The 11,525-nt window shown below is 47.3% G+C and carries 12 protein-coding genes; 10 read left to right on the forward strand and 2 right to left on the reverse strand.

Features of this window, described 5'->3' with window-relative positions; all coding sequences use genetic code 11:
• Window positions 1-77 precede the first annotated feature (77 nt).
• The 3 genes from K2Q26_15185 to K2Q26_15195 are packed head-to-tail and all read left to right on the forward strand — an operon-like array spanning window position 78 to window position 4,962.
• On the forward strand, window positions 78-932 hold the full coding sequence (locus K2Q26_15185; protein ID MBY0316863.1) for a 3-hydroxybutyryl-CoA dehydrogenase: 855 nt from the start codon (window positions 78-80) through the stop codon (window positions 930-932).
• 26 nt (window positions 933-958) lie between these two features.
• Entirely contained in the window at window positions 959-1,735 is a 777-nt protein-coding gene (locus tag K2Q26_15190) for an enoyl-CoA hydratase/isomerase family protein (GenBank protein ID MBY0316864.1), read from the forward strand.
• Complete coding sequence (locus tag K2Q26_15195; GenBank protein MBY0316865.1) at window positions 1,732-4,962, forward strand: methylmalonyl-CoA mutase family protein; 3,231 nt, start codon at window positions 1,732-1,734, stop codon at window positions 4,960-4,962. Before K2Q26_15190 ends, K2Q26_15195 begins: the two co-directional genes overlap by 4 nt.
• An 82-nt stretch (window positions 4,963-5,044) precedes the next feature.
• On the opposite strand, the gene K2Q26_15200 is transcribed toward K2Q26_15195, so the two are convergent.
• Both K2Q26_15200 and K2Q26_15205 read right to left on the reverse strand, forming a co-directional pair.
• On the reverse strand, window positions 5,045-5,671 hold the full coding sequence (locus K2Q26_15200; protein MBY0316866.1) for a methyltransferase: 627 nt from the start codon (window positions 5,669-5,671) through the stop codon (window positions 5,045-5,047).
• Between the two features lie 9 nt (window positions 5,672-5,680).
• Window positions 5,681-6,688: a YhdH/YhfP family quinone oxidoreductase gene (locus tag K2Q26_15205; GenBank protein MBY0316867.1), complete on the reverse strand. Its 1,008-nt coding sequence runs from the start codon at window positions 6,686-6,688 to the stop codon at window positions 5,681-5,683.
• Between the two features lie 120 nt (window positions 6,689-6,808).
• On the opposite strand from K2Q26_15205, the gene ffh reads away from it, so the two are divergent.
• From ffh to rplS, 7 genes are all read left to right on the forward strand, one after another.
• Complete coding sequence (gene ffh, locus K2Q26_15210; protein MBY0316868.1) at window positions 6,809-8,167, forward strand: signal recognition particle protein; 1,359 nt, start codon at window positions 6,809-6,811, stop codon at window positions 8,165-8,167.
• A gap of 135 nt (window positions 8,168-8,302) precedes the next feature.
• Window positions 8,303-8,551, forward strand: coding sequence for a 30S ribosomal protein S16 (rpsP, locus tag K2Q26_15215; GenBank protein ID MBY0316869.1), 249 nt, complete (start codon window positions 8,303-8,305; stop codon window positions 8,549-8,551).
• Between the two features lie 73 nt (window positions 8,552-8,624).
• Window positions 8,625-8,876, forward strand: coding sequence for a KH domain-containing protein (locus tag K2Q26_15220; GenBank protein MBY0316870.1), 252 nt, complete (start codon window positions 8,625-8,627; stop codon window positions 8,874-8,876).
• A gap of 167 nt (window positions 8,877-9,043) precedes the next feature.
• Window positions 9,044-9,586 (forward strand): ribosome maturation factor RimM, encoded by a 543-nt coding sequence (gene rimM / locus K2Q26_15225; GenBank protein MBY0316871.1) that lies wholly within the window; start codon window positions 9,044-9,046, stop codon window positions 9,584-9,586.
• Entirely contained in the window at window positions 9,583-10,365 is a 783-nt protein-coding gene (gene trmD / locus K2Q26_15230; protein ID MBY0316872.1) for a tRNA (guanosine(37)-N1)-methyltransferase TrmD, read from the forward strand. The genes rimM and trmD overlap by 4 nt, the downstream gene beginning before the upstream one ends.
• Window positions 10,366-10,947, forward strand: a complete 582-nt coding sequence (locus tag K2Q26_15235; GenBank protein ID MBY0316873.1) for an RNA methyltransferase — start codon at window positions 10,366-10,368, stop codon at window positions 10,945-10,947.
• Window positions 10,948-10,983: 36 nt separating this feature from the next.
• Entirely contained in the window at window positions 10,984-11,451 is a 468-nt protein-coding gene (gene rplS, locus K2Q26_15240; protein ID MBY0316874.1) for a 50S ribosomal protein L19, read from the forward strand.
• The last annotated feature ends 74 nt before the right edge of the window (window positions 11,452-11,525 follow it).

An 11,525-nucleotide genomic window follows, 5' to 3' on the forward strand; every position in this document is an offset into this window, starting at 1 on the left:
CATATTTTCTTCTTTAAAAAATGGGCGGAGATGGCGAGAGCATTTGATGTCAACGCCCGCATTCTTTCGGAGGGTTTATGGCTTCTTTAATTGGTGTGGTCGGCGCTGGACAGATGGGTAATGGCATCACGCAAGTATTTGCGGCGAAGAACTTCAAGGTCATTATGATGGATGTGGCCGAAGTGCAGCTAGAAAAAGGTCTTAAGACAATTCAGAGTAGCTGCGACCGCCTCATTGCCAAAGAGAAAATGACGGCGGCCCAGAAAGATCAGCTCTTATCCAACATCAAAGCCACCACCAATATGTCCGATTTGCAGAATTGCGATGTGGTGATCGAAGCCGCCACGGAAAACGTCAATCTCAAAACCGAAATCTTTAAAAAACTCGATAGCACCGTTAAAAAAGAGGCCCTTCTCTGCACGAACACTTCGTCCATTTCGATCACGAAAATCGCTGCGGCCACCGCGCGCCCCGAGAAAGTGGCGGGTATGCATTTTATGAATCCCGTTCCATTAATGACTTTGGTCGAAGGCATTCGTGGACTGCAAACTTCAAGTGAAACTTTCAATACGGTGAAGTCTCTCACCGAAACATTAGGAAAGGTTTTTATCGAAGGCCGCGATATGCCTGGATTTATTGTCAATCGCATCTTAATGCCCATGATCAACGAGGCCTGCTACGCGCTCTACGAGGGAATCGCCAGTGTGGAAGGCATCGATCAAGCGATGAAGTTGGGAACCAATCAACCCATGGGCCCATTGACGTTGGCGGACTTCATCGGGCTTGATACGTGTCTCGCCATTATGAATGTTCTCCACGAGGGGCTTGGCGATAGTAAATATCGCCCTTGTCCCTTGTTAAAAAAATACGTCGAGGCGGGATGGCTCGGTAAAAAAACAGGTCGTGGATTCTACGACTATGCGGCGAAGTAGTTAAAAAATTTAAAACAAGGAACCTCATGCAATTTTTAAAGTTCGAAACTCAAAATGAAATCGGTGTGCTCACAATTCATCGCCCCGAATCCCTGAATGCCCTAAATCGCGGAGTTCTCGAGGAGCTCGATGGCTTTCTCACAGAGCTGGAGCAATCTCGTTCCGTTCGGGTGTTGATCGTCACCGGGAGCGGTGAAAAGGCTTTTGTGGCCGGTGCGGACATTAAGGAAATCGACACGCTCACCAAGGCGACCGCCAATGATTTCGCAGGCTTCGGTCAAAATGTTTTCCTAAAACTTGAAAAACTCTACTGCCCGGTGATTGCGGCGATTAATGGCTTCACTCTCGGCGGAGGTCTAGAGCTGGCTCTGGCTTGTGACTTTATGATCGCCAGTGAGAAATCCAAGTTTGGACTCCCTGAGTGCACTTTGGGATTAATCCCTGGCTTTGGAGGAACGGTTCGCCTGGCTCGCAAAGTGAGTGTGGGAATGGCGAAGCAATGGACCATGACCGGCGAAATGATTACGGCGGCGACCGCTTTGCAATACGGTTTAGTCAATAAAGTCGTTCCACCGGAAGACGTGATGAAGGAGGCGCAAGCCCTGGCAGCCACTATGGCGCAACGGTCAGCGCAGGCCTTGCGCTTGATTAAAGAATCCATAAATAAATCCTACGGAATTGAATCTCGCTCGGCGATGACGATTGAGAAAGAACTTTTTGCCAGTGTCTTTGGAACTAACGATCAAAAAGAGGGAACCAAAGCCTTTATCGAAAAACGTAAACCTGTTTTTAAGGATATGTGATGTACAAACCGCAAAACCCAATTCGTGTTGTTACAGCTGCCGCTCTCTTTGACGGTCATGATGCCAGCATCAATATGATCCGTCGTCTGTTGCAAGATGGGGGAGCGGAAGTGATTCATTTAGGCCACAATCGATCTGTGATGGAAGTGGTTACGGCGGCACTTCAAGAAGGGGCTCAAGGAATATGTATCTCGTCCTATCAGGGCGGGCATATGGAGTACTTTAAATACATCAAAGATCTTTTGCGAGAAGCTGGCGCGGACGAAGTGAAAATCTTTGGCGGTGGCGGCGGTGTGATCGTCCACGAGGAAAAGAAAGAACTCGAAAACTATGGGATCGATTTTATTTTTCACCCGGAAGATGGGCGCCGGATGGGCCTTATGGGGATGATCGATCTGATTTTAGAAAAGTGCGATTTTGTTTTTGATCAGCCGCACAAGCTCACGTCTGTGCTTAAAGATCGCAACGATTTACCTCATCGTCTTTTAGGCTTGGCCGTAGATCAAGCTGAGCGCCAAGGGTCTGTGGGAAAAGAGATCAGCCAGGCTCTTAAATCTTTTGAGCGGAGTTCGCAAAATGCACCTCCTGTATTAGGAATCACCGGCACTGGGGGTGCGGGAAAGTCCAGTTTGATCGATGAACTGCTTCAGCGTTTCTTAAACGCTTATCCTGATAAAAAAATTGCTGTGGTTTGCGTAGACCCCTCAAAAAAGAAAACCGGCGGTGGATTGTTAGGCGATCGGATTCGCATGAATTCCCTCCAGCGTCCTAATGTTTACATGCGGTCTTTGGCGTCGAGAGGCTCAGGCTCTGAGATCGCAAAATCATTACCCCTAGTTTTGGACCAACTTAAAAAATATCAATTTGATTTTATTATCGCGGAAACCTCGGGGATTGGTCAGGCCAACACCGCGATCACCGAATATGTGGATCTCAGTCTTTATGTGATGACTTCGGAATTTGGAGCTCAATCTCAACTTGAAAAAATCGATATGATCGATTTTGCGGATTTGATTGCCATTAACAAAGCCGATCGGCGTGGATCTTTAGATGCCTTAAGAGATGTACGCAAGCAGTACAAACGCTCTCGCAAAATGTTTGAGGCTCCTGACGAAGCGCTTCCGGTGTATCTCACGCAAGCGGCGCAGTTTAACGATCAAGGATGCAATGATCTCTTCTTTAAACTCACCGAGCTTCTCGCTCAAAAGACAGAGAGTTGGAAACTTGCGGAGGACTATCGAAGAGCCATCCGCGGGGCTCAACGACAATCCATCGTCCCTCCAGATCGTCAAAACTATTTGGCGGAAATAGCAACAACGGTTCGCAAGTATAAAAAAGAGACAGTGGCGAAAGCGCAAGTGGCGTCTGAACTCGGTTCGATCGAAAAAGTGAAAAAATACGCTCCGGAGAAGACCTTTGACGCTGCAAAAGAAAAACTCAGCGCGCAGTTGTCGAAAGATGAGCTTCACTCCCTAGCGGATTGGAATAAAAAAATCGAGTCCTACAAACAAGATGAATTAGTGTATGAGGTTCGTGGTAAAAAAATCTCTCAGCCTTTAGTGGTGAAGAGCCTCAGCGATACATCGATCCGCCGAGTGGTTCCCCCGCAATATGAGGACTGGGGCGATCGCTTACGTTTTTTAAGATTAGAAAACTTTCCGGGTGAATTTCCCTACACGGCAGGAGTTTTCCCGCTGAAGCGAACCGGAGAAGATCCCAAACGGATGTTTGCCGGTGAGGGACCGCCTGAACGCACCAACCGTCGCTTTCATTTCTTGTCCAAAGAAGAACCAGCGAAACGTCTTTCCACCGCGTTTGATTCCGTAACACTGTACGGTCACGATCCTCATGAGCGTCCTGATATCTACGGAAAAGTCGGGGAGAGTGGTGTCAGCATCTGTTCCCTCGACGACATGAAGCGCCTCTACGACGGCTTTGATCTTTGCTCGCCGAACACTTCGGTCAGTATGACGATCAACGGTCCGGCGCCGATGATTCTCGCTTTCTTTTTGAATACAGCGATCGATCAACAGCTCGAGAAAAAACAAAAAGAAGTGGGTCGGGCTTTAACGGAGACGGAACACAACGCTTGCGTCGATTATGCTCTCAATAACGTGCGCGGGACTGTTCAAGCGGACATTCTTAAAGAGGATCAAGGGCAGAACACGTGCATCTTCTCCATCGATTTTGCTCTCAAAATGATGGGAGATATCCAGCAGTATTTTATTGATAAAAAAGTTCGTAATTTTTATTCCGTGAGTATTTCGGGCTACCACATCGCGGAGGCGGGTGCAAATCCGATCAGCCAAGTGGCATTCACCTTAAGTAATGCGTTTACTTTTGTGGAATACTACCGAGCGCGGGGAATGAGTGTCGACGAATTCGCACCGAATCTTTCGTTCTTCTTTAGTAACGGAATGGATCCCGAGTATAGCGTGATTGGTCGCGTGGCCCGTCGCATTTGGGCGATCGCTATGCGTGATCTTTATGGAGCCAACGACCGCTCTCAAAAGCTAAAGTATCACATTCAGACGTCAGGAAGATCTCTCCACGCTCAAGAGATCGCGTTTAACGACATTCGTACGACTCTGCAGGCACTGCTTGCGATCTATGACAATTGTAACTCACTTCATACCAACGCTTACGACGAGGCCATTACGACGCCGACAGAGGAATCTGTTCGTCGGGCCATGGCGATCCAGCTGATCATCAATAAGGAATTCGGCGTCGCGAAAAACGAGAACCCGACTCAGGGCTCGTTCTTTACCGAGGAACTCACCGAACTTGTCGAGGAAGCTATTCTTGAGGAGTTTATGCGTATCAGTGAGCGCGGTGGAGTTTTAGGAGCCATGGAAAGTCAGTATCAGCGAGGAAAAATCCAAGACGAATCTATGCATTACGAGCATCTTAAACACTCGGGAGATCTTCCGATCATTGGGGTGAACCAGTTTGTCGATCCGGCCACTTTGGCTGCGGACTACGTTCCACCTAAGATTGAATTGGCTCGAGCCAGTTACGAAGAAAAAGATCTGCAACTCACTCGGGTTCGAAAGTATCAGCAAGATCACAAGATGGATGCCGAGCAAGAATTAAAAAAACTAAAGGCCTCCGCACTAAAGGGTGAGAACATTTTCGCAGCCCTCATGAGTGCGGCCAGAGTCTGCAGTCTCCACCAAATGACCCAAGCTCTCTTCGAAGTCGGTGGCCAATACCGTCGTAATTTATAACCCTAGGGAAAGAAAAAGGACTCCTCTTGAGAAGTCTTGCGAATAGGAGACATTGAGGGGTATTTTATTTCCTGATAAGCGTTCAGGGACTGATCTTGAGTAGGTCAGTTCCTCGGATTACCCCTGCCTTATGGATTGAGAAGTTGATCAGTTTTTGCAAATCCATGATTTTTAATTTTGAAGTTTCCCGGAAAAGAAAATAAGCGGCGCCATTCGGTTTAAGAATTGTCTCAAGAACTTGAAGTAACACCTCAAGGGACGAGTCGATGAAAAATCGGCAGCGGTTTTTAAATTCGGACGGAGAAAGTTTCCCCTGATGAACTTGAAAATAGGGAGGATTGCATACGATCAGATCGTATTTTTTTGGAGAATTCAAAAGGGCTTCGTAGTTTTGGCACAAAAATCTTAACGAACTCGTAGTGTTTCCACATCGCCTCAGGTTTTCTATAAAGTGTTCGCGATAAGTTTCCTGAACTTCTACAAAGTCAATGGAGCGAGGAAGGGCCCTGTTCTCCTTTCGGAGATGAAAGAGGAGGTCGAGTCCGATAATTCCGCAGCCGCTACAGAGATCCAGGATATCAAATCCGGATAGATCTTGCTCCCGATAGCGTTCAAAGATTTCGCGCGCCATAAATACCGAATCGTGGGAGAAACGATATTCATCGGGCTGTGAATATTCAAATGTGTAGTGCGGATTGATCGTACTCACAGTGTTCTATTAGGGAGTCATATCCACGATGGCTCGCCCATGGGTTTTTCCTGCGATCATCGATTCTGCGTACGGCAAGACTTCCTCTGGAGTCAGTGTTTGGGTGAGAGCTTTACTCCAGTCCACGGAAGCGTCATTGAGCTCTTGCCAGATTTTTTCGCGCAGCGGACGGGGACAGGTTCCCGAGCTTGCGCCCAGGAGATTGACCCCGCGGAGGATGAACGGAAATACGGTGGTCGAAATTTTCGCAGATTGCGCAAGACCAATGGAGGCAATACTCGAGTGAGGTAACATCTGCGGCAGCAAATTTTCTAAAATCTGACCACCGACATTGTCGATCGCACCGGCCCATTTTCCGGTTTCTAAGGGCCGAAGTTTTTCGGGAGTTTCGGGGACAATTTCAACGCGATCGGCGCCGTAGCTTTTAAGTAAAGCTTCCAAAGTTTTTTTGCGAGTCAGTGCCACCGTTCTATAACCCAGACTTTTTAATAAGAGTAAGCTCAATGAGCCCACGCCCCCGCTCGCACCGGTCACGATCACTTCGCCATTTTGAGGGGAAAGATCATTCTTCTCTAGTTGATGGACGGCAAGGCCTGCCGTAAATCCCGCAGTCCCTAAAATCATGCACTCTTTCAGGGAGAGTTTCGAGGGCTTTGCGATCACCCACTCTTGAGGAACAGTAATGAATTCGCTCAAGCCCCCATCCACGTGTTCGCCAATTCCGCAGCCGGTGACAAGAACGTGATCGCCTTCTTTCCAAAGTGGCGAATGACTTTTTACTACGGTTCCGCACGCATCGATGCCAGGGACTAAAGGAAGGTGGCGCAAAATTTTCCCTTTGCCGGTGATCGCGAGCGCATCTTTGTAATTGATACTCGAATAATTCACGTGAATCTGGACCGAGCCCGCCGGCACTTCGGGAATGGGGCGTAATACCCACTCACAGCGAATGTGAGCAATGTCGTCGATATTATTTTCCAAATTTTGAGCCATCAAAGATCGATATTTCTGCGCCATTCCCGCAAGGTACCCGGTTCCTTTTGCAGAAGCAATACGTCAAAAACCTCAGCAGTTTTTGACGTATTGCTTCTGCAAAAGGAACCGGGTACCTTCGGGGATTCGTGAAGAGGAGGCGCCATGTTTGATCGTTTGTCGGAGAGGCTTTTAGGGAGTGTTAAGCTACTGAGAGGCCAAAAGAAGATCACCGAAGAAAATATTCAAGAGACCATCAAAGAAATTCGCCTGAGTCTTCTCGAAGCAGACGTGAACTTTAAGGTTGTAAAGACGTTTATCGATCGCGTGAAAGAAAAAGCCATCGGTCAAGACGTGGTCAAGGGCATTGATCCCGGTCAACAGTTTGTCAAAATTGTAAACGACGAACTCATCACTCTCCTTGGCGGCCAAACCGAAGAGCTTAAACTTACGGGTAGTCCGACCATTATTTTTCTCGTCGGTCTTCAAGGTGTAGGTAAAACAACGACGGCCGGCAAACTCGCTCGGCATATCAAAACGAAATTAAACAAATCGGTCGTTATGGCGTCCGTGGACGTCTATCGTCCTGCGGCCATCGAGCAATTAAAGCAAGTGGGTGCACAGGCCGAAGTTCCGGTCTTTAACACCGACGCCAAACAAAAAGTCACCGAAACAGCGAAAGAAGTTTTGGCGTGGGCCAAGGCGCAAAGTGCGGAGGTTATTCTTCTCGATACCGCCGGTCGATTGCAAATTGATGATGAACTGATGACCGAGCTCTCTTCGCTCAAATCTGTTCTTAATCCTCAGGAAATCATTCTCGTCGCTGATGCCATGTTAGGTCAGCAGTCGGTGAATGTCGCCGAAGGCTTTAACGCCAAAATTCCTCTCACAGGTCTTATTCTGACGAAGATTGACGGGGATGCCCGAGGCGGAGCTGCGCTGAGTATTCGTGAATCCATTGGAGTGCCCATTAAGTTTTTTGGCGTGGGCGAAAAACAAACGGCACTTGAAGTTTTCCACCCCGATCGCCTCGCATCGCGGATCCTAGACATGGGTGACATCGTGACTCTTGTCGAGAAAGCTCAGGAAGTCATCGATGAGAAGTCAGCGATGGACTCCGCTCAAAAGATGATGAAGGGCGAGTTCACCATTGAGGACTTTTTGACTCAGATGCGCCAAATTAAAAAACTGGGAAGTATGGAAGGAATATTGAAGATGATCCCCGGCATGGGACAGTTGACGAAGCAAATGCAGTCGATGACTCCTCCCGATGAAGAACTTAAAAAAATGGAAGCCATCATTTGTTCAATGACCCCTCAAGAGCGCAAAGATCACCGTATTATTAATGGTTCCAGAGTGGTGAGAATTGCGAAGGGAAGTGGCAATAAAGTTCAGGATGTGAACAAATTCCTTAAAAAATTCGAGGCCTCCCGGTCGATGATGTCCCAGCTCATGAAAATGGGTATGGGTGGTGGCGGAGGCTTCCCAGGAATGGGTGGAATGGGCGGGAAATTCCCGTTCTAGTCCGCTTTGGGAGCGAAACTTCCTGTATTGTCCGATATTTAGGACGACTGGCCCCCATTAATTTTCTAAGATTTCTCTTGATGACCACGATCAAATCCGATAAACCATCGGTCTTAGCAAAGGTGAGGATATTAAATGGTTGTTATCAGATTAGCTCGTTTCGGTGCAAAAAAAGTTCCTAAGTACAGAATCATGGTTGCCGATTCACGTCGCCCTAGAAACGGAAAATTCATTGAAAATATTGGTTATTATAATCCAAACCCATCTGGTCAGGATAAGAAACTTGTTCTTGATCTTGATAAAGCAAAAGCTTGGGTAGCTAAAGGAGCTCAACCTTCTGATCGCGTGCAAACGCTGATCAAATTGGCTGAGACCGGAAAATAATTCCACAATTCAGTTGCAAAAGCTTTTTACCTATTAATAAAGTAATTATCAGGACAGGAAATAAGGAGAGAAAATGGGGCACGATCCATCTAGCTTGAAAGATTTGGTTGATTTCATGGCTCGATCGTTAGTCGATTTTCCAGAAAAAGTCAGTGTTCAGGAAGTTTCTGGAGAACAAACGACAGTGGTTGAGTTATCGGTCGCTAAAGAAGATCTTGGAAAAGTCATCGGAAAACAAGGTCGCACCGCTAAGTCCATGAGAACCATCTTGAATGCCGCGAGCACTAAGCTCAACAAGCGAAGCGTTCTCGAAATCATGGAGTAACGGAATTTAGTCACCCTACATAGAAATAAGTCGAAGGCGCTCGCGAAGCGCCTTTTTTTTCGAAGGGGCTCTAAAAGCTCCTTTATTTTATTTATACCCGCGCTTTTTTTCATAATCTCACCCAGAAAGCTGCTTTTCTCCCTAAAAACTCGTATAGCTACAGGCGTATGTCGGAACAAATACCTAAAAATTTAAAGCCCGTTGGACGAATTCACTCCACACAGGGGTTGCGCGGAGAGGTTTTTGTGATCTTCTCGATCAATCCCGAGCACTGGCTCGATCGTGCCGAACGCCTTTACCTCGGTAAAAACGATCAAGCCAAGCCCGAACGCGCCCTAGAAGTGGTTCGATTTCGCCCTCATTCCAAACAAGGACTGAATGGTTGGGCTGTTCTTTTTAAAGACATTCCCGATAAAAATCATTCGGATTTGATCGTGAAACAAACTCTTTTTGCCGACCCCGAGCTTTTTGTTTCGGCGGAAGGTGAGAATGTTTTCCTCAGTGAGCTTTTGGATTTTATAGTGGTCGACAAAACTCTCGGGGAGGTCGGTCCGGTGATTGATTTTGCCAACAATGGCGGTCAAGACTTACTGATTGTTCTTAAGGACGAGGAAGAATACCAAGTTCCCCTCGTGAAGTCTTTTATCGAGAAAGTCGATTTTAAAAATAATAAAATATTTATGGACCTCCCCGAAGGACTCTTCGAGTGAAGTTTAATATCATCACTGTGATGCCAGAGCTGATGATGCAGACCCTGCAATGGGGTGTGGTCGGTCGCGCCCTAGAAAAAAATATTTTTTCCGTGAATGTGATAAATCCTCGACAGTTTACGAGTAACGTCCATAAGACCATCGATGACACTCCTTTTGGGGGTGGCGATGGAATGATCATGCTTTATGAACCTTTGGCGCAGGCGGTGGAGTCGGTCGAGGGCTTCGAAAAAATTCCTAAGTATTTTATGTCACCCACGGGAAAAAAACTCGATGAGAAATGGGTTCAAGACATCTCCAATCAAAAAGAAATCATAATCTTAAGTGGTCGCTACGGCGGCGTCGATCAGCGCCTCCTTCATAAGTATAATTTCATATCGATCTCCATCGGAGATTACGTGGTGAGTGGGGGAGAGTTGCCGGCGGGAATTCTTATCGATGCCGTCGCCAGAAAGCTCCCAGGGGTTCTTGGTAACTCGGAATCGTCCTCCTCGGATAGCTTCTCTAAAAACGGAATGTTCGAAGCTCCTTCGTTTACCAAGCCTCGCGAAAATGCCGGAGGAAAAGTCCCCGATGTTCTCACGGGTGGAGATCATAGAAAGATTATCGAATTTCGTGAGCAAGTGGGCCTAGCTTTGACTCTCAAATGGCGACCCGATCTGGTTCCAACGCTCTCCAAGAATGACATTCAAAGATTAAAGAACTATCTCTCCACTTACGATGCGGAAACATTACAGCTTTTAGGGCTGGATCGCGAATTTGTAGAAAGGCTCCATTAGATGTCCACCCACGAAAAAGCTCCCTTAAGACAGGTGGCTGTCGGCCTAGTGCATTACCCCATTTTGGATAAAGCGGGGGATGTGGTCGCCACAAATATCACCAATTTTGACATTCACGATATTGCCCGCGCTTGCCGGGTTTACGGGATAGAAAATTATTTCATCATCCATCCGAATCGCGAGCAGCTGATGTTCGTGTCGCGCGTTTTAGACCATTGGAGAACCGGGCCCGGTGCCCATCTCAATCCCAAGCGCAAAACCGCTCTAGGACCAGTAAAGACGGCCGAAAGCATCGAGGATGCCCTTAGACAATGGGGTCACGAGGACGTGGAAGTGGTTGCCACCCACGCCCGCGAAAAGGCGGATATGCCCAAGGCGACCTTTCAGGAATTGCGGCAAAATATCGGGAATAAGCCTCATTTTATCGTATTTGGCACCGGCTTTGGATTGGCTCCAGACGCCTTTAATCAGTGCACATTGCTCCTGGAACCGATCCGCGGAACACCCCCTGAGGATTATCGGCATTTATCCGTTCGATCTGCCGTAAGTATCTGTCTTGACCGGCTATTGGGTGCATGGTAACTAGTTCCCTCTTGACTGAAATATTAGGAGTTTTCGATGCTTGATCTCGTGCAGCAGACAGTAAAAAGTTTCAACAAAACAAAAGGCAAAAAATTGCCAGATTTCAAAACTGGCGACACTGTTGAAGTTTACGTAAAAGTAAAAGAAGGTGAAAAAGAGCGTGTGCAGTTATACCGCGGCATCGTGATTAAACTTCAGGGCAAAGGCGCAGGCCGTAGCTTTACGGTTCGTAAAATTTCTGATGGGATCGGCGTTGAGAGAACCTTCCCGATGATCAGCCCAGTGATTGATCGCGTAGAGTTGATTGCTCACGGACAAGTTCGTCGTGCAAAACTTTACTATCTTCGTAACCTTGAAGGTAAAGCTGCAAAACTTCGCTCAGAGCTCGCTCTCGTCACCGAGTCATCAAAAGCGGACGAAGGCGCTGAAGGAACAACGGACGCCGCTGAACCAAAAGCTCCTAAGGCTCCAAAAGCCGAGAAAAAAGCCAAAGCTAAAAAATAGTCCGAATTCAAATTCGAAGACGAATCAAAAGGGTATGAAGGTTCCAGCTCCCTGCGTGCACTTTTCCACAACAG

It is taken from the genome of Bdellovibrionales bacterium (assembly GCA_019750295.1).
Lineage (GTDB): Bacteria > Bdellovibrionota > Bdellovibrionia > Bdellovibrionales > JAGQZY01 > JAIEOS01.

Excerpts from the sequence above, each read along its gene's own strand:
- rplS (MBY0316874.1), top strand. The coding sequence starts at position 10,984 with ATGCTTGATCTCGTGCAGCAGACAGTAAAAAGTTTCAACAAAACAAAA.
- rimM (MBY0316871.1), top strand. The coding sequence starts at position 9,044 with ATGTCGGAACAAATACCTAAAAATTTAAAGCCCGTTGGACGAATTCAC.
- K2Q26_15185 (MBY0316863.1), top strand. The coding sequence starts at position 78 with ATGGCTTCTTTAATTGGTGTGGTCGGCGCTGGACAGATGGGTAATGGC.
- ffh (MBY0316868.1), top strand. The coding sequence starts at position 6,809 with ATGTTTGATCGTTTGTCGGAGAGGCTTTTAGGGAGTGTTAAGCTACTG.
- K2Q26_15235 (MBY0316873.1), top strand. The coding sequence starts at position 10,366 with ATGTCCACCCACGAAAAAGCTCCCTTAAGACAGGTGGCTGTCGGCCTA.
- K2Q26_15190 (MBY0316864.1), top strand. The coding sequence starts at position 959 with ATGCAATTTTTAAAGTTCGAAACTCAAAATGAAATCGGTGTGCTCACA.
- rpsP (MBY0316869.1), top strand. The coding sequence starts at position 8,303 with ATGGTTGTTATCAGATTAGCTCGTTTCGGTGCAAAAAAAGTTCCTAAG.
- K2Q26_15205 (MBY0316867.1), bottom strand. The coding sequence starts at position 6,688 with ATGGCGCAGAAATATCGATCTTTGATGGCTCAAAATTTGGAAAATAAT.
- K2Q26_15220 (MBY0316870.1), top strand. The coding sequence starts at position 8,625 with ATGGGGCACGATCCATCTAGCTTGAAAGATTTGGTTGATTTCATGGCT.